The 26,362-nt window shown below is 67.6% G+C and carries 24 protein-coding genes; 14 read left to right on the top strand and 10 right to left on the bottom strand.

What is annotated here, in order from left to right:
* Positions 1-3: 3 nt before the first annotated feature.
* A complete protein-coding gene (locus QMG61_RS10140; RefSeq protein ID WP_283494210.1) occupies positions 4-1,203 on the bottom strand; it encodes a class I SAM-dependent methyltransferase in 1,200 nt (399 codons plus the stop codon).
* A gap of 129 nt (positions 1,204-1,332) precedes the next feature.
* On the opposite strand from QMG61_RS10140, the gene groES reads away from it, so the two are divergent.
* The 4 genes from groES to QMG61_RS10160 all read left to right on the top strand — a co-directional run bounded on the left by groES (position 1,333) and on the right by QMG61_RS10160 (position 4,850).
* Positions 1,333-1,629, top strand: coding sequence for a co-chaperone GroES (gene groES / locus QMG61_RS10145; protein WP_066597535.1), 297 nt, complete (start codon positions 1,333-1,335; stop codon positions 1,627-1,629).
* 86 nt (positions 1,630-1,715) lie between these two features.
* Positions 1,716-2,654 (top strand): EamA family transporter RarD, encoded by a 939-nt coding sequence (gene rarD / locus QMG61_RS10150; protein WP_283494211.1) that lies wholly within the window; start codon positions 1,716-1,718, stop codon positions 2,652-2,654.
* A gap of 48 nt (positions 2,655-2,702) precedes the next feature.
* Positions 2,703-3,428: an ABC transporter substrate-binding protein gene (locus tag QMG61_RS10155; protein WP_283494212.1), complete on the top strand. Its 726-nt coding sequence runs from the start codon at positions 2,703-2,705 to the stop codon at positions 3,426-3,428.
* Positions 3,429-3,554: 126 nt separating this feature from the next.
* Positions 3,555-4,850 (top strand): ABC transporter substrate-binding protein, encoded by a 1,296-nt coding sequence (locus QMG61_RS10160; protein WP_283494213.1) that lies wholly within the window; start codon positions 3,555-3,557, stop codon positions 4,848-4,850.
* A gap of 470 nt (positions 4,851-5,320) precedes the next feature.
* Here the strand turns inward: QMG61_RS10160 and QMG61_RS10165 are convergent, their stop codons facing one another.
* The 4 genes from QMG61_RS10165 to QMG61_RS10180 are packed head-to-tail and all read right to left on the bottom strand — an operon-like array spanning position 5,321 to position 9,255.
* Positions 5,321-6,091: an ABC transporter ATP-binding protein gene (locus QMG61_RS10165; RefSeq protein ID WP_283494214.1), complete on the bottom strand. Its 771-nt coding sequence runs from the start codon at positions 6,089-6,091 to the stop codon at positions 5,321-5,323.
* Positions 6,078-7,001, bottom strand: coding sequence for an ABC transporter ATP-binding protein (locus QMG61_RS10170; RefSeq protein WP_502847026.1), 924 nt, complete (start codon positions 6,999-7,001; stop codon positions 6,078-6,080). Before QMG61_RS10170 ends, QMG61_RS10165 begins: the two co-directional genes overlap by 14 nt.
* Positions 6,991-7,971 (bottom strand): branched-chain amino acid ABC transporter permease, encoded by a 981-nt coding sequence (locus QMG61_RS10175; protein ID WP_283494251.1) that lies wholly within the window; start codon positions 7,969-7,971, stop codon positions 6,991-6,993. The genes QMG61_RS10170 and QMG61_RS10175 overlap by 11 nt, the downstream gene beginning before the upstream one ends.
* 15 nt (positions 7,972-7,986) lie before the next feature.
* Positions 7,987-9,255 (bottom strand): branched-chain amino acid ABC transporter permease, encoded by a 1,269-nt coding sequence (locus QMG61_RS10180; protein WP_502847027.1) that lies wholly within the window; start codon positions 9,253-9,255, stop codon positions 7,987-7,989.
* Positions 9,256-9,579: 324 nt separating this feature from the next.
* Between QMG61_RS10180 and guaB the strand changes: the two genes are divergently transcribed.
* Complete coding sequence (guaB, locus tag QMG61_RS10185) at positions 9,580-11,082, top strand: IMP dehydrogenase (protein WP_283494215.1); 1,503 nt, start codon at positions 9,580-9,582, stop codon at positions 11,080-11,082.
* Between the two features lie 179 nt (positions 11,083-11,261).
* Here the strand turns inward: guaB and QMG61_RS10190 are convergent, their stop codons facing one another.
* Positions 11,262-12,503: a MalY/PatB family protein gene (locus tag QMG61_RS10190; protein WP_349358280.1), complete on the bottom strand. Its 1,242-nt coding sequence runs from the start codon at positions 12,501-12,503 to the stop codon at positions 11,262-11,264.
* Between the two features lie 13 nt (positions 12,504-12,516).
* On the opposite strand from QMG61_RS10190, the gene QMG61_RS10195 reads away from it, so the two are divergent.
* Entirely contained in the window at positions 12,517-13,635 is a 1,119-nt protein-coding gene (locus QMG61_RS10195) for a GuaB3 family IMP dehydrogenase-related protein (RefSeq protein WP_283494216.1), read from the top strand.
* A 41-nt stretch (positions 13,636-13,676) separates the two neighbouring features.
* Entirely contained in the window at positions 13,677-15,407 is a 1,731-nt protein-coding gene (locus QMG61_RS10200) for a glycerol-3-phosphate dehydrogenase/oxidase (protein ID WP_283494217.1), read from the top strand.
* Between the two features lie 153 nt (positions 15,408-15,560).
* Here the strand turns inward: QMG61_RS10200 and QMG61_RS10205 are convergent, their stop codons facing one another.
* Positions 15,561-16,544 carry a hypothetical protein gene (locus tag QMG61_RS10205; RefSeq protein ID WP_283494218.1) on the bottom strand — a complete coding sequence of 328 codons (984 nt, stop codon included), beginning with the start codon at positions 16,542-16,544 and terminating at the stop codon, positions 15,561-15,563.
* 411 nt (positions 16,545-16,955) lie between these two features.
* Here QMG61_RS10205 and QMG61_RS10210 point away from each other — a divergent pair, with 411 nt between their 5' ends.
* The 5 genes from QMG61_RS10210 to guaA are packed head-to-tail and all read left to right on the top strand — an operon-like array spanning position 16,956 to position 21,834.
* The gene (locus QMG61_RS10210) at positions 16,956-17,483 is read left to right on the top strand and encodes a cation:proton antiporter regulatory subunit (protein WP_134505768.1); all 528 of its coding nucleotides are present in this window, start codon (positions 16,956-16,958) and stop codon (positions 17,481-17,483) included.
* Positions 17,484-17,486: 3 nt separating this feature from the next.
* The gene (locus QMG61_RS10215) at positions 17,487-19,028 is read left to right on the top strand and encodes a cation:proton antiporter (RefSeq protein WP_283494219.1); all 1,542 of its coding nucleotides are present in this window, start codon (positions 17,487-17,489) and stop codon (positions 19,026-19,028) included.
* Positions 19,025-19,795: an SURF1 family protein gene (locus QMG61_RS10220; RefSeq protein WP_283494220.1), complete on the top strand. Its 771-nt coding sequence runs from the start codon at positions 19,025-19,027 to the stop codon at positions 19,793-19,795. The genes QMG61_RS10215 and QMG61_RS10220 overlap by 4 nt, the downstream gene beginning before the upstream one ends.
* Before the next feature lie 9 nt (positions 19,796-19,804).
* Positions 19,805-20,248, top strand: a complete 444-nt coding sequence (locus tag QMG61_RS10225) for a DUF3817 domain-containing protein (RefSeq protein WP_283494221.1) — start codon at positions 19,805-19,807, stop codon at positions 20,246-20,248.
* Complete coding sequence (guaA, locus tag QMG61_RS10230) at positions 20,245-21,834, top strand: glutamine-hydrolyzing GMP synthase (protein ID WP_283494222.1); 1,590 nt, start codon at positions 20,245-20,247, stop codon at positions 21,832-21,834. The genes QMG61_RS10225 and guaA overlap by 4 nt, the downstream gene beginning before the upstream one ends.
* 31 nt (positions 21,835-21,865) lie before the next feature.
* Here the strand turns inward: guaA and QMG61_RS10235 are convergent, their stop codons facing one another.
* The gene (locus QMG61_RS10235; protein ID WP_283494223.1) at positions 21,866-23,095 is read right to left on the bottom strand and encodes an NAD(P)/FAD-dependent oxidoreductase; all 1,230 of its coding nucleotides are present in this window, start codon (positions 23,093-23,095) and stop codon (positions 21,866-21,868) included.
* Positions 23,096-23,327: 232 nt separating this feature from the next.
* Between QMG61_RS10235 and QMG61_RS10240 the strand changes: the two genes are divergently transcribed.
* A complete protein-coding gene (locus tag QMG61_RS10240; RefSeq protein ID WP_283494224.1) occupies positions 23,328-23,729 on the top strand; it encodes a hypothetical protein in 402 nt (133 codons plus the stop codon).
* A 78-nt stretch (positions 23,730-23,807) separates the two neighbouring features.
* On the opposite strand, the gene QMG61_RS10245 is transcribed toward QMG61_RS10240, so the two are convergent.
* Positions 23,808-24,620 carry a Bax inhibitor-1/YccA family protein gene (locus tag QMG61_RS10245; RefSeq protein ID WP_283494225.1) on the bottom strand — a complete coding sequence of 271 codons (813 nt, stop codon included), beginning with the start codon at positions 24,618-24,620 and terminating at the stop codon, positions 23,808-23,810.
* A 68-nt stretch (positions 24,621-24,688) separates the two neighbouring features.
* Positions 24,689-25,276: a hypothetical protein gene (locus QMG61_RS10250; RefSeq protein WP_283494226.1), complete on the bottom strand. Its 588-nt coding sequence runs from the start codon at positions 25,274-25,276 to the stop codon at positions 24,689-24,691.
* Positions 25,277-25,314: 38 nt separating this feature from the next.
* Between QMG61_RS10250 and QMG61_RS10255 the strand changes: the two genes are divergently transcribed.
* Positions 25,315-26,331 (top strand): glycerophosphodiester phosphodiesterase family protein, encoded by a 1,017-nt coding sequence (locus QMG61_RS10255; protein WP_283494227.1) that lies wholly within the window; start codon positions 25,315-25,317, stop codon positions 26,329-26,331.
* The last annotated feature ends 31 nt before the right edge of the window (positions 26,332-26,362 follow it).

Genomic DNA, 26,362 nt, shown 5'->3' on the forward strand with positions numbered 1-26,362 from the left:
GCCTCAGGCGAGGGTGCGCACCCGCTCCACGAGCAGGGCGACCCGGTGGCCGGCCGCACGGGTGAGCACGAGAGTGCCGGACTCAGACCCCTTCAGCCGCAGCCGGGTGCGCAGCGTCGCCGGGTCGATGTCCACGCCGCGTTTCTTGATCTCCAGCGTGCCGATCCGCCGTTCCTGAAGCGCAAGGCGCAGTTTCTTCTCGTCGAACGGGAGCACTTCCAGCACCCGGAACGCCGTCGCGAACGGGGTCTGCTGCAGGGTGGCCGACGTCAGGTACGCGATTGAATCGCTGAGCATGAGCGCGTCGAGGGATCGGGCCAGGTCGCCGATCAGGCGGGCTCGGATGACCGCGCCGTCCGGTTCGTAGACGTAGTCGCCGAGCGCACCCACCTCCACGTCCTCCGAGTCGGCGGGGGCACTGAGTTCATGGCTGCCCTCCTTGTCCAGGAGGAGAGCCGATCGGCGGATGCCGGTGCGGGCCAGGGCGCCGAACCAGAGCCCCATCTCGACCAGTTTGCCGTCCACGGACACCCACTGCGCCTCCGCGCCGGCGGGGATGAGATCGCGGTCGTGGCCGGGACCGAGCTTGACGCCGATCGGCATCCGTTCACTGAGGCCGAACACGAAATCGAGGTTGGGGGAGTAGTCCTCCGGCCGGCTCAGCCGGGAGGTGTTGTTGTGGCCCGCGGTGCGCCTGGCCGGGTCGAGCCAGGCCGCGTCGAAGCCGGAGAGGTCGAAGGTTTCGGCGTCGCCCTGTTCCACCTGAGCGTTGTCGAACGGGGCCAGGTTGAAGCTGGCGACGGTCGCGGTGACCTCGTCGGTGTCCACGGCCGTGACAGTGATGTCCATCGCGGCCATGGCCATGGCGTCGCCGCCGATCCCGCAGCCCAGGTCGACGACCCGGCCCAGGGAGGCGCCGACGAATCGGCCGGCATGGAGTGCCGCGACCCGCAGCCGGGTCGCCTGCTCCAGACCTGCCTCGGTGAACAGCATCCGCCCGGCAAACTCGCCGAACTTGGGCACGGCCCTGGCTCGGAGCCGGGATTGGCTGAGAACCGCGGTGACCAGGCCGGGAGCGTGACCGGCCTTGCGGAGGTCGCTCACCATCCGCACGACGTCGGCCGTTGGTTCGTAGGGCGGGAGGGAGTCCAGCAGGCGCAAACCCTCCGGCGATAACAGCTCGACGAGCTCTGAGCGATCCATCCCGCAAACCTACCAACCATGCGCACATCTGGCACTCACATTGCGTGAGTGCCAGATGCGCCCTAAACTCGACTTAGCACTCTCGCTGTGAGTCTGCCAACCAAGTCTTAGCTAAGAAAGAGGTCAACCGTGTCGGTCTCCATCAAGCCGCTCGAGGATCGCATCGTCATCAAGCAGGTCGACGCAGAGCAGACCACCGCATCAGGTCTGGTCATTCCTGACACCGCCAAGGAAAAGCCCCAGGAGGGCGAAGTTGTCGCAGTAGGCCCCGGCCGCATCGACGACAACGGCAACCGCATCCCGCTCGACGTCGCCGTCGGCGACAAGGTCATCTACTCCAAGTACGGTGGAACCGAGGTCAAGTTCGGTGGCGAGGACCTTCTCGTTCTCTCGGCCCGCGACGTGCTCGCGGTCGTCGTCCGCTAGTCGGACACCCGAACGACTCATCCCGGATGGCCATGGCCAGCCGGGATTTGTCGTTTCCGGGGACGGTCCATGAAGATGGGCAGACAATGGACACCGACAACCCCGCGCGCCCGCCGCGCACCGCGCACAGCACCGGGTTGATCTACGCGGTTCTCGCCTACGGGCTGTGGGGGATGCTGCCGCTCTACTTCCTCCTGCTGAGCCCCACGAGCGCCTTCGAGATCGTGCCCTGGCGGGTGCTCTTCTCGCTCGTCTTCTGCGCCCTGCTGATCACGGTCACCCGGCGGTGGATTCCATTCCGTGCGCTGCTGAGGCAACCGCGAATCGTGTGGACCATGGGCCTGGCCGGTCTCCTCATCTTCATCAACTGGCAGACCTACGTGTTCGGCACCCTGTCCGGCCACGTGGTCGAGGCCGCGCTCGGCTACTTCATCAACCCGATCGTCACCGTGTTCCTCGGCGTCCTGGTGCTGCACGAACGGCTGCGGGTGTTCCAGTGGGTGGCCGTGGGCATCAGCATCGCCGCCGTGGTCGTGCTCACCATCGGCTACGGCTCGTTGCCCTGGATCTCGCTCGTGCTCGCCTTCTCCTTCGGCTTCTACGGGCTGATCAAGAAGCGTGTTGGCCACCGCGTCGACGCGCTCGCCGGCCTCACCCTGGAGACCGTCTGGCTTGCCCCGATCGCGATCGTGCAGTTGATCGTCGTCGGCGCCCTGTCCGGGCTCACCTTCGGCACCATCTCGCCGTGGCACACGGTCGGTCTCCTCACCACCGGGGTCGTCACGGCCGTGCCGCTGCTCTTCTTCGCCGCCGCCGCCCGGCGACTCCCGCTCACCTCCCTCGGGCTGATCCAGTTCTTCGCCCCCATCCTCCAGTTCCTGGTCGGGGTGTTCGTGTTGAACGAACCGATGCCGCCGGAACGCTGGGCGGGTTTCGGGCTGGTCTGGCTGGCACTGATCATCCTCACCACGGACATGATCATCTCGGGGAGGGGCCCCCGGCGAGCATCCCTCGAACCGGCCTGAGCCGGGCTACGCTCGGTGGCGCTGCCGCCCTTCGTGAAAGGAAACCGGATGCCCCGCCGCACCACCGTCATCCTCGCCTTCGCCGGTCTCCTTCTGGTAGCCGTAGCGGGCTGCGCGCCCACCGCCGAGACCGCCCCCTCACCGACGAAGACGCCCAGCGTCGCGTCGCGGGTCGCGGCATCCGGTGACGGCACGCTGCTGCTCGGTTCCCTTTTCCCGATGACGGGTGACGCGCTCGAGTCGGGGGCGGCCCAGGTCGCCGGTGCGGAGCTGGCCGCCAGGGAGATCTCCGAGCAGGGCCTCGTGCTCGGCCACCCCGTCGTCATCGTGCACCGTGATTCCGCGCACAACGTCACGTCCGCGGTGGCCGACCTCCTCACGCGCGGTGTCGACGCCGTGCTGTGGGACGCGACCAGCCCGGTGCCGGCGGATGTGACGACCGCGTTTCGCACGGCCGGCGTCGCCGTCATCCCCCTCGCCGAATTCGCCAACGGGGGCACCCCGCTCGCCGCCAGCGACGAATTCGCCGGCCGCCTGCGCACCATGGACCCCGCCCTGGTCGCCACGGCCGGAGGTGGCGAGGCCTATGACGGAGTGGTTCTCACCGCCCTGGCCGCGGTGGAGGCCGACGACGACGGCGCCCGGTCGATCGAGCAGGCTTTCGACCGGGTGAGTTCCGGTGCTGTGGCCTGCGGATCGTGGGGAGAATGTGCGGCCGCGCTGGCCGAGACGCAACAGATTGCCTATACGGGCGTCACCGGCCGCCGATCGTAACGATTTGGGTCGTGTTACACGGATGTAACCCGGTTGTCTTGTTTCGCGCCATTCCTGTCAATAATGTGACAGCACGGCAGTCAATCGATCGCCGTGACCAATCACTTCCTAGTCCCAAGGAGCAACATGAGCGTATTTGCGAAGGCCTCGGCCTCCCGCTCAGTCCGGGCAGTAATCACTGGTGTCGCCATGGTCGGCGTCAGTGCACTTCTGCTCACCGGATGTAGCAGCAACTCTGCTGCCCCGACTGCATCGGACACGCCCGCCGCGAGCGGAGACGTCAAGGCCGTCAAGGCCGGCGACCGTGACCTCACCCTCAAGATCGGCACGATCCTTCCCCAGAGTGGCGCCCTCGCCTTCCTCGGCCCGCCTGAGGAAGCCGGCGTTGCGCTGGCCGTCAAGGACATCAACGACGCGAAGCTCGGAATCACCGTTGAGCCGACCTACCTCGACTCCGGCGACACCACGACCGACATCGCAACCGTTTCGGTGACCGACCTCCTCTCACGGGACGTCACGGCGATCGTCGGTGCGGCCTCCTCTGGTGTCTCCAAGACCGTGATCGACAAGATCACCGGCGCCGGCGTCGTCATGTTCTCGCCGGCGAACACGTCGCCGGACTTCACCAACTACCCGGACCAGGGACTGTACTGGCGCACCGCACCGTCGGACCTGCTGCAGGGTGAGGTTCTCGGGAACCAGATCGCCGAGGATGGAAACAGCACCCTCGGATTGATCGTCCTCAACGACGCCTACGGGACCGGCCTGGCCAAGTCCCTCAAGGACACGTTCGAGAGTGCAGGCGGCAAGGTCGTCGCGGAATCGCTCTTCAACGAGGGTGACTCCAACTTCGCCGCTCAGATCGCCGATGTGACCGCCGCCAACCCCGACGCGATCGCCATCATCACGTTCGACCAGGCGAAGATCATCGTTCCGGCTCTTGTCGGCAGCGGCTTCCCCGGCGGAAAGCTCTACTTCGTCGACGGCAACCTCTCGGACTACAGCAAGGACTTCGCCCCCGGTCTCATCACCGGCGCGAAGGGTACCCTGCCCGGTCTGGACGTCGGAACGCTCGGCGACTTCACCACGCGTCTGAAGGAGATCGACCCCACCCTGACCGACTTCAGCTACGCGGCCGAGTCCTATGACACCGTGATGCTGATCGCCATGGCGGCCTACGCCGGCAACGACGTGTCCGGCAAGTCGATCGCCTCGTACCTCCGCCAGGTTTCGGGAGGAACCGGAGACGGCACGAAGGTCACCGACTTCGCGAGTGCTGCGAAGGCCCTCAAGGACGGCAAGCAGGTCAACTACGACGGTTTCTCCGGCCCGGTCACGTTCGACGAGAACGGCGACCCGACCGAGGCCACCATCGGCATCTACGAGTACAACGCAGACAACACGTACAAGCGCATCAACTAGTCGTTGATTCGTCACTGACAGGTCTGTGATGCAGAAGGGCCCCGACTTCGGTCGGGGCCCTTTTCGCGTGCCCCGCCCGGCCTCGGGCCGACACCCCCTGGGGTTGGGGACCCCGGGATCGAACGCCCCGGGAGTCACGGGACGCGGGAGGCGCCGCACGGCGTGGACGCGCCACGGGGCGCCTGGCCGCACCCTGGACCCTGGAAGGCCGCCTGGGGCGCTGGAGAGGCATGCCCGGACCCTGGAGGGCCCGGACCCTGGAGGGCCCGGGAACCCTGGAGGGCGAGGGAGGGCGCTGGAGGGCGCTGGAACCCTGGCGGCGCAACGGGGCCGGTGACAGCGCGCGGGGCCGCTGGACGCCCGGAGACCGGCCGGGGCGCACGCAGAAGCGGCGCCCGGGGATCCCGGACGCCGCTTCAGTCGGCCGCGTGGCCGCAGGTGCTGCTGCTCGTCTGTGCTGCTTGTCCTGGCTACTCGTCCTGGCCGAGCGTGCCCAGGTAGAGGCCGATCACCTTGGGGTCGTTGAGCAGTTCGCGACCCGTGCCCGTGTACGCATCGTGGCCCTGGTCGAGCACGTAGCCTCGATCGCAGATCTGGAGGCAGCGGCGCGCGTTCTGCTCGACCATGATCGTGGTGACCCCGGCCTTGTTGATCTCCTTGACACGCAGGAAGGCCTCATCCTGGCGCACCGGAGACAGGCCGGCGGACGGCTCATCGAGCAGGAGCACGTGCGGTCCCATCATGAGAGCACGGGACATGGCGACCATCTGCCGTTCACCGCCCGAGAGCGAGCCCGCTCGCTGACTCATTCGCTTGGCCAGTTCGGGGAAGATGTCCGTGACGAAGGCGAGCCGCTCGGCGAGACCCTTGGGCTTCTGGAAGATGCCCATCTCCAGGTTCTCCCGGATGGTCAGCGTCGGGAAGACGTTGTTCGACTGCGGAACGAAGCCAACCCCCTGTGACACCAGCTTGTTCGCCTTCAGGTTCGTGATGTCCTCGCCGTACAGGAAAACCTGGCCCGCGCGTACCTTCACCTGCCCGAAGATGGACTTGAGCAGTGTTGACTTGCCGGCGCCGTTGGGACCGATGATGCCGATGAGCTCACCCGCGTGGGCGGTCAGCGAGCAATCGGTGAGGATGTTGACCCCGGGCAGGTAGCCGGCCGTCACACTCCGGACTTCGACGACGGGGACGCCGGCGGGGGTCACCCTCGGTTCGGTGGTGGCACTAGCGTTCGTCATCGAGCAACTCCTTGATGTCCTGGACGTGCTTTGTCTGCTCGTCGCTGTCTTCGCCGATGTCCTCGTCGTGATGCTGGCCCAGGTAGGCGTCGATGACGGCGGGGTTGCGCATGACCTCGTGGGGGTCGCCTTCCGCGACGACACGGCCTTCTGCCATCACGACGACCCAGTCAGCGATGTGACGGACCATCTGCATGTCGTGCTCGACGAACAGAACGGTCATGCCTTCCGACTTCAGGTTCAACACGTGTTCGAGCAGGGATTGGGTCAGGGCCGGGTTGACACCGGCCATGGGCTCATCGAGCATGACGAGCGTCGGATCGCTCATCAGCGCACGGGCCATCTCGAGGAGCTTGCGCTGTCCGCCGGAGAGGCTCGCAGCGTAGTCGTCCTTTTTGGTGTCGAGCTTGAAGCGAGCGAGGAGGTCAAGGGCCTTGGCCTCGTTCGCCGTCTCCTGCTTGCGCCACAGCGACGGAATCAGCGCCCGGAACAGGTTCTCTCCGGTCTGGCCCTTGGCGCCAAGCCGCATGTTGTCCATGACGGTGAGCAGGGCGAGCGCCTTGGTGAGCTGGAAGGTGCGAATCTGGCCCATCCGTGCAACCTTGAACGCGGGCACGCCGGCCAGCGGTTTGCCGTCGAACATCCAGGCGCCGGTGTTCGGTTTGTCGAAACCGGTGAGCAGGTTGAACAGGGTGGTCTTGCCGGCCCCGTTCGGTCCGATCAGCGCGGTGATCGCGCCGCGAGGAATCTCGAGGTGCTCGACGTCCACTGCCTTGAGCCCGCCGAAGGACCGGCTCACATTGTCGATGACGAGGATCGGATCGCGTTTCTTGCAACCGGGTTCGGCCGCGCCGATGTGAAGGTCGGTCGTCTTGACCGGCTTGGCGTTGGGAACGCTGCTACTTGACAAAGGCCAGCTCCTTCTTGTTTCCGAAGATGCCCTGGGGTCTGAAGATCACTATCAACATGATCGCGACCCCAACCAGGATGAAACGCAACTGCCCGGCCTGAATGCTCGACATGAACGGCAACCAGCCCGCTTCGACCGCACGGGAGATGAACCCCGAGAAGAAGGAGAGCAGAACCCAGAAGATGATCGCACCGATGACCGGACCCAGAACGGTGGCCGCGCCACCGAGCAGGAGGATCGCGTAGATGAAGAACGTCAGCGCCGTCTGATAGTTCGAGGGCACCACTGCGCGGGGAAGGGCGAAGATCATTCCCGCGATCGTGCCGAGCACGCCACCGAGGATGAGCGACTGCATCTTGTAGGAATAGACGTTCTTGCCGAGCGCGCGCACGGCATCCTCGTCCTCCCGGATGCCCTTGATCACGCGGCCCCACGGGCTGCGCATGAGCTGCCAGACGAAGACGACGGCGATGACGACGATCGTCCAGGCGACGATTCGCAACCACCAGTCGTAGGCGTTGTATTCAAACGGACCGAAGCCGTACCGCCCGGCGGGAATCGGGTTCAGCGCCGCGAAGCCCGTCTTGTAGCCGCTCAGGCCGTTGGCGGAACCGGTCAGCGGCGCGAAGGTGTTCGTGGTGAACAAGAGCCGCACGATCTCCGCGGCAGCGATCGTCACGATGGCGAGGTAGTCCGCGCGCAGTCGCAACGTCGGAATTCCGAGGATCAGGGCGAAGATCACGGATGCCCCGACGCCGACGAGCACGGCCCCCCAGACCGGGAAACCGAACTTGAGTACGGAGATGGCGTAGCCGTAGGCGCCGAGTGCCATGAAACCGGCCTGACCGAAGTTCAGGAGACCGGTGTAGCCGAAGTGAATTGCAAGGCCGAGTGCTGCGAGGGCGTACGCCGCCGTTGTCGGGCTGATCAGCTCGACGGCTGCGTTGCCAAAAATTGCTCCCCAGTCGATCATCAGTATGCCTCTCTAGCCAATTCTCTCTTTGCGACCCATGATTCCCTGCGGCCGAAGCAGCAGGACCAGGATCAGCACAACAAGGGCACCGACATACTTCATGTCGGAGGGAATCCAGAGCGTCGACAACTCGACGAGCAGACCAACGATGATCGAGCCGATGAGAGCGCCGAACGCCGTGCCGAGACCACCGAGCGTGACGGCGGCGAAGATGAGCAGCAGGATCTGGAACCCCATGTCCCAGCTCACGCCGGGCCGGAAGTAGGCCCAGAGCACGCCGCTCAACCCGGCCAGGCTCGCGCCGAGCACCCAGACGATCCGAATCACCCGGTCGACGTCGATGCCACTGGCCGAGGCGAGGCTCGGGTTGTCCGACACCGCGCGCGTCGCCTTGCCGATGCGAGTGCGCAAGAGGAAGTAGGAGACGGCCAGCAAGACCACGGTGCTGACGATCATGCTGGCGATGTCGATCGGCGACAGGGAGATCGCACCGAACTTGAGGTCCGCCATTCCGGCACCGGGCAACTGTCGTGTGGATCCGCCGATGAAGTACTGGTAGAGGTATCGCAGCGCCAGCGAGAGGCCGATGCTCACGATCATCAGGGGGATCAGACCGACTCCCTTGCGACGCAGTGGCTGCCAGATCGCCGCGTCGAGTCCCCAGCCGAGACCGGCGCTCAACACGAGGGCGATGATGATGGCCAGCCAGATCGGGAGCCCCGCGCCGGAGGAGAACGCCATGGTCATGAGCGCACCGAAGGTGACCATCTCCGCGTGCGCGAAGTTGCTCAGGCCGGTCGTTCCGAAGATCAGGGACAACCCGATGGCCGCAAGGGCGAGCAAGAGGCCGAAGTTGAGGCCGTTGAAGAACCGGTTGATGAACTGGTCGAAGAAGCTGACCGTGGACCTGACCTCCTGACCCAGGAAGAAGTTCACCGATTTGAACTTGGTCTGGCCGAACTCGGCCTTGATCGTTGAATCCTTGACGATGGCGACTCCCTTGGGAAGGGTCTTCTCGTCCAGGGTGATGGTGTACGCGGCTCGCTCCGGTACGCCGATCCGCCACTTGCCCTCGGCATCGGTCTTGACCTCGGCGTCGTAGCCGGCGCCCTTCACCGAGATCAGGACCCCGTCGAGGGGTTTGCCGTTGAACTGCACGTTTCCGGCGAAGGAGTAGTCGTACTCGGTGCCGATCTCGTCGGCGTGGGCCGGGCTTGCCGACAGGGTGGAGAACGTGGACATCGTCAAGGCCGCAAAGAGCAGACCGAGGAAGACCACCAACGTCCTGGGTGAAATTCTGCGAACAGCTTCAGTGGAATTCACTGCACCTCCATGGCGGCATGCTGGGTCTGTCACCGAGCCTGCCCCGGGTCTCACCTGCCAACATCATTGTCGACAGTACGTGCCGATTATGTCTCATATGTTTCGGCAATGTTCCTCCCAGCGACGATTTTCTTTGCCGAGACGGGGCTGTGGCGCTGGTTTATCCCACATGGATCACACCGGAATGCGCGGGGAGCAATCTCGCTTAACATTGATGGACCGGTCGCATCCCTGGGATTTCCGGACTTCTTCCATTTATTCAGTTCACGCAAAAGGGGTTTCATGGATCAGCCAGATCCGTTCGGTTTCACCGGGCTTACCTACGACGACGTTCTGCTCCTGCCGGGGCACACCGACGTCATTCCCAGTGAGGCAGAGACCACGTCTCGCCTGACCCGTCGGATCAGCGTGGCCACACCGCTGCTTTCCAGCGCGATGGACACCGTCACCGAGACCCGGATGGCCATCGCCATGGCCCGCGAAGGCGGGCTCGGGGTGCTGCACCGCAACCTCTCCATCTCCGACCAGGCCGAGCAGGTCGACCTCGTCAAGCGCAGCGAATCCGGCATGATTACCAATCCGGTAACGACTTCGCCCGACGCCACCGTTGCCGAGGTTGACGCGCTCTGCGGCCAGTACCGGATCAGCGGCCTCCCGGTCATCGATTCGGACGGCGTCCTCGTCGGAATCATCACGAACCGCGACATGCGCTTCGTGTCCGCCACGAAGAAGCACACCACCCGGGTGCGCGAGGTCATGACCACCGCGCCGCTGATCACCGGCAAGGTCGGCATGGCGCCGATGGACGCCGTCGCCATCTTCGCCACCCACAAGATCGAGAAACTGCCGTTGGTCGACGATGCGGGGCGCCTGACCGGTCTGATCACGGTCAAGGACTTCGACAAGAGCGAGGAATACCCCTTCGCGACCAAGGATGACGCCGGACGCCTCCGCGTCGGCGCGGCAATCGGCTTCTTCGGTGACGCCTGGCAGCGCGCCACCGCGCTGCTGGAGGCCGGGGTTGACGTTCTCGTTGTGGACACGGCCAACGGTGACAGTGCCGGGGTGCTGGACATCATCCGTCGCCTGAAGACCGACCCGGCCTTCGCCGACGTCGACGTCATCGGCGGCAACGTGGCGACTCGCTCCGGTGCGCAGGCCCTGATCGAGGCCGGCGCCGACGCGATCAAGGTGGGCGTCGGGCCCGGCTCGATCTGCACCACCCGCATCGTCGCCGGCGTCGGCGTGCCTCAGGTCACCGCGGTCTACCAGGCATCGCTCGCGGCCAGGGAGGCCGGCATCCCGGTGATCGCCGACGGTGGCCTGCAGTACTCCGGTGACATCGCGAAGGCGCTCGTGGCCGGCGCCGACACCGTCATGCTCGGCTCGCTCCTCGCCGGTTGCGACGAAAGCCCGGGAGAGCTCGTCTTCGTCAACGGCAAGCAGTTCAAGACCTATCGCGGTATGGGGTCGCTCGGCGCACTGCAGAGCCGCGGCACGAAGACCTCGTACTCGAAGGACCGCTACTTCCAGTCGGATGTCCCCTCCGACGACAAGCTGATCCCCGAGGGCATCGAGGGCCAGGTTCCCTACCGCGGCCCGGTGTCCGCCGTGGCCTACCAGCTCATCGGCGGGCTGCGCCAGTCGATGTTCTACGTGGGCGCTCGCACCATCGACGAGCTCAAGCAGAAGGGCAAGTTCGTGCGGATCACGTCTGCCGGCCTCAAGGAGTCGCACCCGCACGACGTGCAGATCGTGGTCGAGGCGCCCAACTACCGCCGCTGATCGAGCCGCCGCGCTGGTCGAGCCTGTCGAGATCCCCGGGCTCGACAGGCTCGACCACCGGTCTCGACAGGCTCGACCACCGGTCTCGACAGGCTCGACCACCGGTCTCGACAGGCTCCATCCCCGGGCTCGACAGGCTCGACCACCGGGCTGGACCACCGGGCTGGCCGCCGCGCGGGTCAGATGGCGGCGGCCAGGCGGGAGACGGCCTCGGAGAGCACCTCCGGTGAGCAGGCGAAGTTGAGCCGGGCGAAGCCGGCGCCCGGCGCACCGAACATCGGGCCGGGGCTGAGCGCCACCTTGGCGCGCTCCAGTGCGACAACCGACGGGTCATCGCCCCAGCCGAGGGTGCCGAAGTCGAGCCAGGCCAGGAAGCCCGCGTCCGGCGCAGAGTAGCCAACCCCGGGCATCTGGGCATCGAGCAGGGCCCCGAGCAGGTGGCGATTGGCGTCCAGTGCGGTGAGTACGCCGTCGAGCCACGGTTGCCCGTGTCGGTAGGCCGCGATCCCGGCGATCAGCCCGAACTGGCTCGTGCGCCAGGCCACCTCCTGCGGCAGGGCCGTGACGGTCTCGCGCATTCGCTCCGACGCGGTGACGATCAGCGCGCATTTGAGCCCGGCGAGGTTCCAGGCCTTGCTCGCGGAGGTGAGGCAGATCCCGTGCTCGGCGGCCTCCGGAGACACGGTCAGGTAGGGCGTGAAGCCAATCCCGGGTTGGGTCAGAGGCGCGTGCACCTCGTCGCTGACGACGGTCACGCCGTACCGGGCGGCCATCTCGGAAAGGGCGGTGAGATCCTCGATGCCGTGGGGATGTCCGATCGGGTTGTGCGGGTTGCAGAGCAGGATGAAGCGGGTGCCGGCCCGGAAGACGCGTTCGAGCGCGCCGAGGTCGAGTGTCCAGCCGGTCTGGCCGTGCAGCAACGAAACCGCCTCCACCCGGCCGCCGGCCTCGGCGACCAGATCGAAGAACGGCGGGTAGACCGGGGGAGTGATCACGACCCGGTCGCCGGGCTGGATGAGACCCCGGAGAGTCTCGACGATGGCGACGCTGACATCCGTGGTGCTGGCCACCTGCTCAGGATCGACCCGCCAGCCCCACCGGGACCCGGCGAACTCGGCGAAGGCGTCGCCGAGATCGTTGCCCGGTGCGACGTAGCCGGTGTCGTTGCGGTGCACGGCGTCGATCAGGGCATCGGCGATCGGCGCGGCGAGCGGGTAGTCCATCTCGGCAATGAACAACGGCAGCACATCGCGCGGATAGCTCCGCCATTTCATGCTTGTGCGTTCGCGGAGCAGGCTCAGGGGTTCGGCGGTGACGTCCATCCCCTCAGAATGCACCTTCCGGGCAGTCGCGTCGAGGCTGGCCGGGCGCTCGCGGGGCGGTCCGGCCGGTGCCGGGTGGGCGGTGTCTTCGGGCGGCACCTAAACTGGAGCCATGGAAATCGAGATCGGCCGTTCCAAGCGCGCTCGCCGCGTGTATGCCTTCGACGACATCGCGATTGTGCCCAGCCGGCGCACTCGCGATCCGGAAGACGTCTCGGTCAACTGGACGATCGACGCGTACCAGTTCTCCATCCCGTTCCTCGCCGCACCGATGGACTCCGTGGTCTCGCCGAACACGGCCATCATGATGGGCCAGCTCGGCGGGGTCGGCGTTCTCGACCTCGAGGGGCTGTGGACCCGGTACGACGACCCTGAACCGCTCCTCGCGGAGATCCGCGAACTGCCTGCCAACCGGGCGACCGCCCGGATGCAGGAAATGTACGCCGAGCCGATCAAGCCGAGCCTGGTCACCGAGCGCCTGGCCCAGATTCGCGCCGCCGGCGTCACCGTCGCCGGCGCCCTGTCGCCGCAGCGCACCCAGGAACTGTACGAGACCGTCGTCGCCGCCGGCGTCGACCTCTTCGTGATCCGCGGCACCACGGTCTCGGCCGAACACGTCTCGCAGAACCAGGAACCGCTCAACCTCAAGAAGTTCATCTACGAACTCGACGTGCCGGTCATCGTCGGCGGCGCCGCCACCTACACCGCCGCCCTTCACCTCATGCGCACGGGCGCTGCCGGCGTGCTCGTCGGCTTCGGCGGCGGCGCGGCCTCCACCACCAGGGCCTCCCTCGGCATCCACGCCCCCATGGCCACCGCCGTGGCCGATGTCGCCGGGGCCCGCCGGGACTACATGGACGAGTCCGGCGGCCGCTACGTGCACGTCATCGCCGACGGTGGCCTGAACACCTCCGGCGACATCGTCAAGGCCATCGCCTGCGGCGCCGACGCCGTCATGCTCGGCACGGCGCTGGCCAGGGCGACGGATGCCCCCGGCGGCGGCTTCCACTGGGGCCCCGAGGTACATCACTCCAAGCTGCCCCGCGGCAAGCGCGTCGAGGTGGGTGCCCTGGCCCCGCTGGAGACCATTCTTTACGGCCCCACGCCGATCGCGGACGGCACGGCCAACCTCGTCGGCGCGCTGCGCCGGTCGATGGCGACCACCGGCTATTCGGACCTCAAGGAATTTCAGCGCGTTGAAGTGGTTGTCGCGCCGTACCGAACGAACTAGCGTCGAGGTAAGCACCACACCATCAGGATGGGAGTGAGCATATGTCCACAGGAAACTCGGTGTCACGGTCCACGAAACTGGGCCCGGACGAACGCGCAGCCGCACTCGCGCGGCTGAAGGACAAAGAACTCGACATTCTCGTCGTCGGTGGGGGGATCGTCGGGGCCGGTTGCGCCCTGGACGCGGTCACCCGCGGGCTGAGTGTCGGAATCCTCGAGGCGCGCGACTGGGCCTCCGGCACCTCGAGCCGGTCGTCCAAGCTGGTGCACGGCGGCATCCGTTATCTGGAGCAGTTGGACTTCCGGCTGGTCCGCGAGGCTCTGACCGAGCGGGGACTCCTGCTGCAGCGGATCGCGCCGCACCTGGTCAAGCCGGTGCGATTCCTCTACCCGCTCAAGAAACGGTTCACCGAGCGGTTCTACGTGGGCGCCGGCATGCTGCTCTACGACATCTTCTCCTACACCGGCGGGCGCCCACCCGGCGTGCCGCACCACCGTCACCTCTCGAAGCGCCAGGTGAAGGGCCTACTGCCCAGCCTCAACGCCGATGCGATCGTCGGCGGGATCACCTACTACGACGCCCAGGTCGACGATGCCCTCTACGTGGCGTCGCTCGTGCGCACGGCCTCCTTCTACGGCGCCCACGCCGCCAGCCGGGTGCGGGTCGAGGGCTTCATCAAGGTCGGCGAACGAGTGGTCGGTGTGCACGCCCACGATCTGCAGACCGGCGAACGTTTCGAGGTGCGCGCCAAGCAGGTAGTCAACGCGACCGGGGTGTGGACGGACGACACCCAGCGCATGGTCGGCGAGCGTGGCACCTTCAAGGTGCGCGCGTCGAAGGGGATCCACCTCGTCGTGCCGCGCGACCGGTTCCAGTCCGCGATGGGACTGCTGCTGCGCACGGAGAAGAGCGTGCTCTTCGTGATCCCGTGGGGCCGGCACTGGCTGATCGGCACCACCGACACCGACTGGCACCTGGACAAGGCGCACCCGGCGGCGACGGCCGCCGACATCGACTACCTGCTCGAGCACGTCAACGCGGTGGTGCGGGTTCCGCTCACCCGGGAAGACGTCGAGGGAGTCTACGCCGGCCTCCGACCGCTCCTGGCCGGGGAGTCGGAGAGCACCTCGAAGCTTTCGCGGGAGCACCTCGTCGGCCACTCCGTGCCCGGCCTGGTCGTGATCGCGGGTGGCAAGTGGACCACCTACCGCGTCATGGCGAAGGATGCGATCGACGCCGCCGTCGACGCGCTCGACGGGCGAGTACCCCCGTCGACCACCGAAGACATCCCGCTGCTGGGAGCGGAAGGGTATCGCGCGGCCTGGAACAAGCGCGGCAGGATCGCCAAGGCGTTCGGGCTGCACACCGTGCGGATCGAGCACCTGCTGAACCGCTACGGAACCCTGACCGATGAGTTGCTCGACCTGATCCGGGAAACTCCGGAACTCAGCGAGCCGCTGCCCGGCGCGGACGACTACATCAAGGCCGAGGTCGTCTACGCGGCGAGCCACATGGGAGCGCTGCACCTCGAGGATGTGCTCGCCCGGCGTACCCGGATCTCGATCGAGGCCTGGGACCGCGGTGTCTCCGCAGCCCCGGTGGCGGCGCGGCTGATGGCCGGGGTGCTGGGCTGGGACACCGCCCGGGAGGAACGCGAGGTGGCCTACTATCTCAAGCGTGTCGCGGCCGAGCGGGCCTCGCAACTGGAACCCGACGACGAATCGGCGGATCGCGTGCGGCTCGAGGCCCCCGACATCGGCGCGGCAAAGTAGCGCTCCGCACCCCAGGCGCCCAGCCCTCCGCGCGCCCGAGCCGCGGGCCGGGAGCCCAGGCCGCGCCCGTTTCCGCAGGCCGCGACCGCGGGCGCGGGCGCGCCGTGCGGTTCCGGGCGCGGCCTTAGGTACCCGGCCCGCGGTGGCACCCGATCAGCGCACCTGCGGCACTCCGATGCGGGCGAGGAACCGGCCGAACGCCACGGGGTCCAGGGCGAGCTTCCAGTCCCACCGGCTGACAAAGGGCCCACAGGCCCGCACGCGGTCTTCCCGGCGTTTCTCGTCCATGACGACCTCTGCCGTGGTACGACCGTGCGTGAACTCCTCCTTGATGTACTTTCCGAATCCGTCGAATTCGCCGACCCGGTTGATCCGCCGCCAGAAGAAGTCAACGAACGCGATGAACCCCTGATCGTCATCGAACCGCACCTGCAGTTCGGGAGCCAGGAAGCCGAGCAGGTAGATGAACGCGCGACTGACGGATTCGCCCGTGGAGCCGGACTCGGTGGTGGCGAAATCCGCTGCGCGGAAGGCTCCGCTGCGGCCATTCACGCGTTTGCCGGACGGGATGGCGGCGAGGGCCCGCTCGAGGTCGTCCCGGGTGGAGAGAACGGTTCCCCTGCGCGGGCGGTGGATGGCCCGGTCCAGCATGGCGACCGCCGCCGGAAAGGGCAGGATCCGGGCCAGGGCGACGGCCGTGTCGGCGGGTGACGTCACCAGCAGCCCGTCCCGTTCGACGATCGACACTGGACCGTCTTGGAAATGACGCGTGACGCCGTGCCTCGATCGCCCTCCCGCCGCCGGGTCGATGAGGACGTCGACGCCGCTCGGCCAGGCCCCGATGACGGGGAGGCCCCAGATCGCGGCAGCGGAGTGGTGAGAGAACACGAGCGGTTCCTCGCTGACCGCGGCGTAGGCCTGCACCCGGCGCAGATAGCGGGCATCCAGGCTCAGGGCTTCCCACTCTTCGGCGAGTGCGTACGCGCCCGCGCGGAGACGAACCACCCGCCCGCGTTCGAACTCGGTTCGCAGCGCGCGTTCGAGGCCCAGGGCCGTCGCGTCCCGGCTGCGAATGACGCCGGTCCTGCCTGCGATCGCGGCGAGCAGGTGCAGTGGGGCCAGGGAAGCGGTCGACATGCACCGAGGGTCCGCCGCGTCGGCGTGCGACAGGGCTGGCGGCGCGGATTCGGTGGACAGTGCAGCATCGAGCCGGCGGTGGGGGAGTAGCCGAGGACCGGGCGGCGGCGTCGAAGGGGGGCGATTCCGAGCGGATGCCGCTCGGGGCATACCTTCTCGGCTCGGGCCGTTCATCGCCGGCGCGCCGGTTTCCGCAGGCCGCTGCGGTGGGCGCGGGCGCGCCGTGCGGATTCGGGCGCGGCGGCGGGCGACGCGGGAGCGGGCGGGCGCGGGGCGCGGGCGGGCGCGGGGCGGGCGGGCGACGCGGGAGCGGGCGGGCGCGGGGCGCGGGCGGAGGGCGGCGTCCGGTCGGCGCGCTGGCTCGCTCCGGTACACTGGGCGGACTGCCCACAAGCCTCAGGAGTCCTCACCATGGTTGACGTTCGTCGGGTCAAGCTCCCAGGAGTCGGAGTGCTGCACACCTTCATCACGGATGACGGTGGCAAGGTCGGCGTGATCGCCCACCGCTCCGGGCACAGCGACCTGATCACCTTCGCCGACGACGAGGGTGGGCCCGACGCCGCGAAGGTTTCCCTGCGGCTGAACGAGGACGAGGCGCACACCCTGGCCGAGCTCCTCGGCGGCACCCAGATCACCGAGTCGCTCACCGCGCTCGACCAGATCCCCGGTTTGAGCATCGACTGGTTCACGGTGGACTATGAGGACCACATCGCGGGCCAGACGCTCGGCAACCCGGCCGATCGCGGCATCGCCGGCCTCACGGTCGTCGCCGTCGTGCGCGGGGAGTCCGCCAACCCGGCCCCGGCCCACGACTTCCGGGTCTTCCCCGGGGACACGCTCGTCGTCGCCGGTTCCCCGGAGAAGGTCGCGAAGGCCTTCGCGTTCTTCCGCACCGGCGAGGTGAAGGCGAAGACCGTCGACGCACCGCCAGGGGGCTAGCCCATGCACCTCGGCGAAGACCTCATCACTCTTGGCATACTGCTCGTCGTCGCCTACTTCCTCGGGCGCGCCGGAAAACTGATCGGGCTCCCGTCGATCCCGGTCTACATGATCGTCGGGCTGCTCGCCAGCCCGAACAGCGGCTGGTTCCCGCTCGATTTCCAGTCGGCGGACATCGAACTCATCGCCGTCTTCGGGCTGATCCTGCTCCTGTTCAGCCTTGGCCTCGAATTCGACCAGGAAGCGTTCTTCGGCGACGCCGGAAAACTGCTCCTCTCCGGCGGGTCCTACGTCCTGATCAATATGGGGCTGGGTTTCGCGTTCGGCATGATGGTCGGCTGGGGCACCAGGGAAGCCCTCGTGATCGCCGGGATGACCGGCACCTCCTCGAGCGCCATCATCACCAAACTTCTGATCGAACTGCACCGGCTGGCGAACAAGGAAACCCCGATGATCCTGGGCGTGACCGTGGTCGGCGACATCTTCATCGCCGTCTACCTCGCGATCGTCTCCGTCGTGCTCAGCGGCAAGACCGAGATCTGGCCGATCGTGTTGCAGCTGAGCATCGCGTTCCTCTTCCTCGTGGTGATGTTCTCGGTCGCCCGGTGGGGTGGCCGGGTCGTCTCCCGGCTGATGCGCACCAAGGACGACGAGCTCTTCACCATCCTCTTCTTCGGGCTCGCCGTCCTGTTTGCCGGGGTCGGCGAGATCATCGGGGTGACGGATGCGATCGGCGCGTTCCTGATCGGAGTCGTGCTCGGGGCCAGCACCTATCGCGGCCGGATCGAGCGCGTCGCCGTTCCCCTCCGCGATGTGTTCGGCGCCTTCTTCTTCCTCAACTTCGGCCTGGCACTGGACGTCGCCGAGTTCGGCTCGGTCATCACCATCGTGCTGTTGGCCGTGGCGATGACCTTCGTGCTCAGCCTGGTCTCGGGCATGCTGATGGCCAGACTGCACGGCATGGGCCCGCGGGAGGGCTTGAACACCGCGGCCATCTTCGTGAACCGGGGCGAGTTCACCCTGATCCTGGCGACCCTGTCGGTGAGTGCCGGTCTCGACCAACGGCTGCAACCGTTCGCCGGCCTCTATGTGCTCACGATGGCGATTCTCGGACCGCTGTTCGCCGCGAACTCCGAGAAGATCGGAGCGGCCGCCGGCCGCCGCCTGCGCAGGGGTGTGCCGACCCGCCCGCCGCTCCGAAACCCGATGCTGGACGAGGAGATCGCCCTGGTCGAGGCGATCACCAAGGAAGCCGACGCCGGCACCCGCGATGACACCGAGCGTGCCGTCAGCCGGTTGGTCGAGCACGCGGGCGGATCCCCGCTCGCGCCGACAGGCACGACAGCTTCCTCGGCGGACAGGTTCGACGAGCTCGACGGTTTCGACGAGCTCGACGGCGTGCGCCCACCGGGTAACGCCGCCGGTGCACAACCCGCCCGCCAGACCAGCGATTCGATGGCCGACTTCGTCCGGGAACGGTTGGCACCCAAGCCCGGCCAGACAGAGAAACCGCCGCGCGACAACGGCACTGAGGACTACACATGATCAGGATGATGCTCCGGCCGCGCTGGATCCTCGCGCTGCTGCTGGCCCTCGCCGTGGCCGCGGGTTTCGCCCTCCTCGGCCGCTGGCAGCTGGAGCGAGCCGTCGCATCCGGCCAGGTCGTCGAACGGAGCACCGAGACGGTGCAACCGCTCGAGTCGGCCGTGCAACCGGACGGGCCGCCGCGCGAGGCGGCCACCGGGCAGCAGGTGACCGTCCAGGGGGCGTATCTGCCCGGCGACGAGCAATTGATCAGCGACCGCCTCAACGACGGTGCCCAGGGTTTCTGGGTGGTCAGCCGCTTCGTCACGGTCGATGCCGCGAACATCGCGGTGGCGCGCGGCTGGGCGGCCGACCAGGCCGCCGCCGAGAAGGTCATCCAGGCCCTGGCCGCCGTGCCCGCCGAACAGCCCCTCACCCTGACCGGCCGTTTTGTTCCGTCCGAAGCCCCCGTCGTGCCCGCAGACGGGCGCGACCCGCGCACCCAGACCACCGTGTCGACCGCGGCGCTGATCAACCTCTGGACCGGTTTCACCGACCAACCCGTATACGCGGGCTACATCATCGACTCGACCAGTGCCACCGGCCTGCTCGTGATCGACTCCCCGGAGCCCGGTTCCGACGCCTCGCTGAACTGGCTCAACATCTTCTACGCCCTCGAGTGGGCCGTCTTCGCCGGCTTCGCCGTGTTCCTCTGGTACCGCCTGGTGCGGGATGCCTGGGAGCGCGAGGAGGAGCAGGCCGCCATCGATGCCGCGGCGGCCGGATAGAATTACCGCATGCCACTCGAACCCAAGCCCGCCGACCTTCCCAGCATCCCCGGTGCGCTCCGGCTCTACCAGGTCTCGTCGATCATCACCGGTGTCTTCCTGCTGCTGCTCTGCGTCGAAGTCATCCTCAAATTCGTCTTCCAGTACGAAATCGAACTGGGCGGTCCGAACGGACTCCTCGCCCTGGTCCCGCGCGAGACCGTGACCGCGTTCAACCTGAGCACCGCGATCCTGATCGTGCACGGCTGGTTCTACGTGCTGTATCTGTTCGCCGACTTCCGGCTGTGGAGCCTGATGCGCTGGTCGTTCCCGCGCTTCCTGGTGATCGCGCTCGGCGGCATCATCCCCACCCTGTCCTTCTTCCTCGAGGTGCGCGTCGCGCGCGAGGTCAAGACGTTCCTCGCGGCGCAGGACGCCGGCGTGTCCGCCGCGACCGCCGAGGCCCGTTCATGAGCGCCGTGGCCGCCCAGACCGGCGCCCGCCCCGTGCTCGTGGTCGACTTCGGCGCGCAGTACGCGCAGCTGATCGCCCGACGCGTGCGCGAGGCATCCGTGTACTCCGAAATCGTGGCACACACGATCACCGCGGCCGAGGTCGCGGCAAAGAACCCGCTCGGCATCGTGCTCAGTGGCGGACCGTCCAGCGTCTACGCCGACGGCGCCCCCACCTTCGACCCGGCCATCTTCGACCTCGGTATCCCGGTCCTGGGCATCTGTTACGGCTTCCAGGTGATGGCGACCGCCCTCGGCGGGACCGTCGCCCACACCGGCGCCCGCGAGTACGGCTCCACCCCGGTCATCGTTTCGGACAGCGGCAACGCTCTGCTCGCCGATCAGCCGGCCGAGCAGACCGTGTGGATGAGCCACGGCGACTCCGTGTCCGAGGCCCCGGCCGGCTTCAGCGTGCTCGCCGCGACGGCATCGACCCCCGTCGCCGCGTTCGCGAATGACGAGCGCCGGCTCTACGGCGTGCAGTGGCACCCCGAGGTCAAGCACTCCGAATTCGGTCAGAACGTGCTGGAGAACTTCCTGCACCGCGCGGCCGGAATCCCCGCCGACTGGAACAGCGGCAACGTCATCGCCGAACAGGTGGCGCGCATTCGCGCCCAGGTCGGCACCGGCAAGGTCATCTGTGGTCTCTCCGGCGGGGTGGACTCGGCCGTGGCCGCGGCCCTGGTACACAAGGCCATCGGCGACCAGCTTGTCTGCGTCTTCGTCGACCACGGGCTGCTTCGCCAGGATGAGCGCCGCCAGGTCGAGGAAGACTACGTCAAGGCCACCGGCGTGCGTCTCGTGACCGTCGACGTGCGGGAACAGTTCCTGACCGCGCTCGAGGGGGTGAGCGACCCGGAGACCAAACGCAAGATCATCGGCCGCGAATTCATCCGCACCTTCGAGCAGGCCCAGGCCGAGTTGATCAAGGAGGCCGCCGCGATCGACGGCGACCCGATCCGCTTCCTCGTGCAGGGCACCCTGTACCCGGATGTCGTCGAGTCCGGCGGCGGGAGCGGCACCGCGAACATCAAGAGCCACCACAACGTGGGCGGGCTCCCCGACGACCTGCAGTTCGAGCTGATCGAGCCGCTCCGCACCCTGTTCAAGGACGAGGTTCGGGCCATCGGCGCCGAACTGGGGCTTCCGGCCGAAATCGTGCAGCGTCAGCCCTTCCCCGGACCCGGCCTCGGCATCCGCATCGTCGGCTCGATCACGCAGGACCGGCTTGACCTGCTCCGCCACGCGGATGCGATCGTGCGCGCCGAACTGACGGCCGCCGGCCTCGACCGCGAGATCTGGCAGTGCCCGGTCGTGTTGCTCGCCGACGTGCGCTCGGTGGGCGTGCAGGGCGACGGCCGCACCTACGGCCACCCGATCGTGCTGCGCCCGGTGTCGTCCGAGGACGCGATGACCGCGGACTGGACCCGACTGCCCTACGACCTGCTCGCGAAGATCTCCAACCGGATCACGAACGAGGTGGACGGGGTCAACCGGGTCGTACTCGACGTCACGTCGAAGCCGCCGGGCACCATCGAGTGGGAGTAGCGGGGCGCCGGGACAACCCGGTCAACCGCGGCTAAACGGCGTCGAGGGGGACCGAGGCGTCGGCCAGGCGCCCCGGATCGACCGGGGTGCCCCGGCGGATGAGGGCCTGCACGCCCTCGTTCACGTCCCACACGTTCACGTTCATGCCGGCGACCACCGTGCCGGCGGCCAGCCAGAACACGATGAACTCCCGCGCGCCCCGGTCGCCGCGAAAGACCAGCTCGGCGCCGCGGGTCAGCGGTCCGAAACCCGAGTACTCCATCCCCAGGTCGAACTGGTCGGTGTAGAAGTAGGGGATGGCGTCGAACGACACGCTCTGCCCGAGCATGGCCCGCGCCGCCGCCGGACCCCCGTGCAGGGCGTTCGCCCAGTGTTCGCTGCGCAGCCGCATCCGTGCCACCGGGTGGTACGCGTTGGCGACGTCGCCGGCCGCGTAAATGTCGGGATGACTGGTCCGCAGGCTCGCGTCCACCACGATCCCGTTGTCTACCTCCAGCCCCGCGGCCTCGGCGAGGCCGACATTCGGCGTGGCGCCGATCCCGACCAGCACCAGATCCGCCGGCACGACCTCGCCGCCGGCCAGCACCACTCCGGTCACCCGGCCGTCGGCTCCCTCGATGCCCTCGACGACAACGGAGGGGCGCAGAACCACCCCGTTGTCCCGGTGCAGCTCGGCGAACATCTGGCCGAGCTCGTCGCCGAGGGCGTTCGCGAGCGGGATCGGGCCGCGTTCCAGGATGACGACATCGTTGCCGAGCGTGCGCGCCGTCGCGGCGACCTCCATCCCGATCCAGCCGGAGCCGATCAGCACGAGCCGTCGCCCGCCGCCGGCGAGAAACCCGTGGAGGGCCTCGGAGTCGTCGAGGGTGCGCAGGTAGTGCATACCGGTCAGGTCGGCCCCCGGAATCGTGAGCCGGCGCGGGGACGAGCCGGTGGTCAGCAACAGTCGGTCCCAGACGAGCGTCTCGCCACCGTCCAGGGTGAGGCGGTGCTCGCCCGGGTCGAGGTCGACCACGCGGGTGGACGGCCGGAAGTCGACCCCGTTGGCCGGGTACCAGTCGTCGTCCTCCACGAAGACCGCGCCGCGTTCGGCCGTGCCGGCGAGGAAATCCTTGGACAGCGGGGGCCGGATGTACGGGTGCTGGGCTTCGGTGCCGAGCAGCCGGATGGCGCCGGAGAAGCCCTCCGCGCGGAGGGCCCTGGCTGCCGACGCTCCGGCGAGCGACGCGCCCACGATGACGAAATCCTCTTGCCTGGACACGGATGCGGTCTCCTCGTTCGCCGGGTGCTTTCACGGTGGAGTCTGCCCCCGATCGGCACGCTGGTCGAGCCCCTTCCGTGCCCGGCCGTGCCGCCGGCATCCGAAGAGATATTCTGGAGCAGGCCGGGCCGCCGTGACCGCACTCAACACGGGCGCCCGGGACCGACTTTCACTACCGAGGGCAGGGTGCACAATGACGACCGAATTACCGGATACGCGCGGCGCGCGACGGATGACCGCAACCTGGGGACCACGAATCGGCGAGGGATTCTGCCGGGAGTACTACCCGGTCTGGCTCTTCTTCGTTCGATCCACGATCGCGGTTCCCGTGGCACTCCTGCTCCTGGCCCTCGCCCTTCCCGCTCTGAACGGGTCGAGCCCCACTTCACTCCTGGTCGTCGCCCTGGTGATCATGGCGCCGGCGTTGATCGCGCTCGGCGTGGCGGTTCACCGGGTGACCATTTTCGGGCGCCGCCTCGCCGCCGACCTCGAGCAGGCCGGGCAGTCCAGCGACGGCCTCGCTCCGCTCCGCACCACCACCCAGTTCGAGAACTGGCGAGCACGGTTCAACATTCCCACCAAGGCGATCATCACCGCCGGAAACCGCAAGTACGGTCACACCGGGAACTACTGAGACCGGCGGGGGATCGGACTCCCGGCAGGCAAAAAGAAGGGCCGCCCCGAGGGGCGGCCCTTCTGCATGCGAGTCCCGCTAGTTGCGGGCGATGGCGAACAGACGAAGCAGCTCGACGTAGAGCCACACCACGGTCACCATGATGCCGAAGGCACCCGACCAGCCGAACTTGCGCGGAGCCCGGTTGTTGACGCCGCGCTGGATGAAGTCGAAGTCGAGCACGAGCGAGTACGCGGCCATGACCACCGCGAGGAGGCCGATGATGACACCGAACGGGATCCCGGTGCCCAGGAAATCAGCGCTGCGGAGGCCGAACGCATTGGTGTTCGCGCCGAACGCCATCAGACCGAAGTTGATCAGGGAGAACACGCCGTAGCCGATCATCGCGACCATGAAGACCTTGGTCGCCCGCTTGGACGCGCGGATCTTGCCGCTGGCGAACAGGGCGAGGGTGACACCGACGACGACGAGCGTGGCCAGCACGGCCTGCACGACGACGCCGGGGAAGATCTGCTCGAAGACCTGGGAGATACCACCGACGAAGAGGCCCTCGGCCGCGGCATAGGCCAGGATGAGGCCGGGCGACGGCTCCTTCTTGAACGCGTTGACCAGTCCGAGCACCAGGCCGACGATCGCACCCAGGATGAGCGGGATCATCGTCACCGGGGTGATCACCCAGCCGAGCGCCGCGGTCGCGAGCAGGAGCATGAAGCTCAGCACGGTCTTGCGGATGGTGTCGTCGAAGGTCATCCGGTCGGTCTCCTGCGAGCCGGCGGACGGGGAGTTGAACATGCCCTGAAGGTCGCTGTCGGAAAGGACCTTGCCCGCAGCAACGGCGCCAGGAGCGCCGAACGCGGCGTTTCGGGAGAATGCGGGGTTGGAGGATGCCATGGTTTTCGTGTCTCACAATCGACTGGGGTGCGATCAGCGCCGAGCGGTGCTGGTTACGTTGATCAAGTCTATTCAGATCGGCTGGGTATCCGCCCAATTCCTTCTGCGGCCTGACCAGCCTCCGGACCAGGAATAACGGACGCCTCGGAGCCCGGGACGGACTCTCGGCCGAGCCGCCGGCCGGCCACGCTACCGGCGATCCACCAGGCCAGCCAGGCCGCGGCTATCACCGTGAGAGTGCCGATCAGATCGCCGACCCAGACCTGCGCGTATCCGTGCAGGAGAGCCTTGATCAGGAAACTCACGCCGATCGGCAGCAGGAGCACCAGGTAGGCGGCCCACGGCCGATGCCGCACGAGCAGCCACCCGGCGAGGAGCACGGCGAAGGCCCCGGTGAAATCGGGGCCGCCGAGCAGGGTGAGGCCGGCCAGGAGGCAGGGCAGCAGCACGACCAGACGGCGCCAGAGAGCGCCCGGCATCAGGAGCCAGCCGAGCAAATGAAGAGAAGGCCCGATCAGCAGGAAGAACATGCTGTAGGTGCTGGTGAAGACCGTCGCGGCAACCCCGAGCATGATCAGCGAGAGGCCGGTCAGGTAGCGGGCGCGCGGATTCCCCCACGCGGGCGGCCGCGCGGCGGGTGCGATCCAGGGTGTCATCGCCTCGAGTCTGGCAGTTGCGCGCGTACTCTGGGCACATGCACCCCATTGTGATCGGCCACCGCGGGGCGAGTGGATACCGGCCGGAGCACACCAGAGCAGCCTACGAACTCGCGGTCGCGCTTGGGGCGGACGCGGTGGAGCCCGACATCGTGGCCACCAGGGACGGCGTGCTCATCGTCCGCCACGAGAATGAAATCTCCGGCACCACCGACATCGCGACGCACCCGGAATTCGCGGAACGCCGCACGACCAAGCTGATCGACGGCATCCGACTCACCGGCTGGTTCACCGAGGACTTCACCTGGGCCGAGCTGCGCACCCTGCGCGCCAGGGAGCGCCTGCCGGAGCTGCGCAAGTCCAGCGCCACCTTCGACGACCGGTTCCCGCTGCTCAGGCTCCGGGACGTGTTCAAGCTGATCGACCGGGTCGGTGGGCGGGCCAGGCGCCCGATCGGCGTCGTCGCCGAGATCAAGCACGCCAGCTACTTCGCCTCGATCGGTCTTCCCCTCGACGAACTGTTCGCCGCCGAGGTCAACTCGGCGGGCTGGAATGCCGGCGACGGCCGGCTCACCATCGAGAGTTTCGAGCAGAGCCTGCTCGACAAGGTGTATGCCCGCGGCGTCTACGGCAAGCGGGTGTTCCTGCTCGAGGCGCGCGGCAAGCCGTTCGACGAGGTCGCCCTCCACGGTTCGCGGGCGCGACACTACGCCGATTTCCTCAGCGAGTCGGGCCTCTACGGCCTGAGCGGCCAGGTCGACGGCATCAGCGTGCCTAAATCGCTCATTCTCGAAACGGATGCCGACGGCAACGTCTCCGGGGCATCCGACCTCGTCGACGCCGCACACGCGGCCAGCCTGGAGATCTACTGCTGGACGCTCCGTCCGGAGAACCGTTTCCTCGCCAAGACGTTCCGGCGCGGCCGGTTCAGGGCGGATTTCGGCGACTGGCGGAGCGAATTCCACACGATCATGGGTACCGGTATCGACGGCGTCTTCACCGACCACCCCGATCTCGCGGTCACCGTCAGGGACGAGCTCGCCGCCGAGCAGTGACCCGGGCGCCGGGAGCGCGGCCCGTTCCCGG

Source organism: Cryobacterium sp. PH31-AA6 (assembly GCF_030063195.1).
GTDB lineage: Bacteria > Actinomycetota > Actinomycetes > Actinomycetales > Microbacteriaceae > Cryobacterium.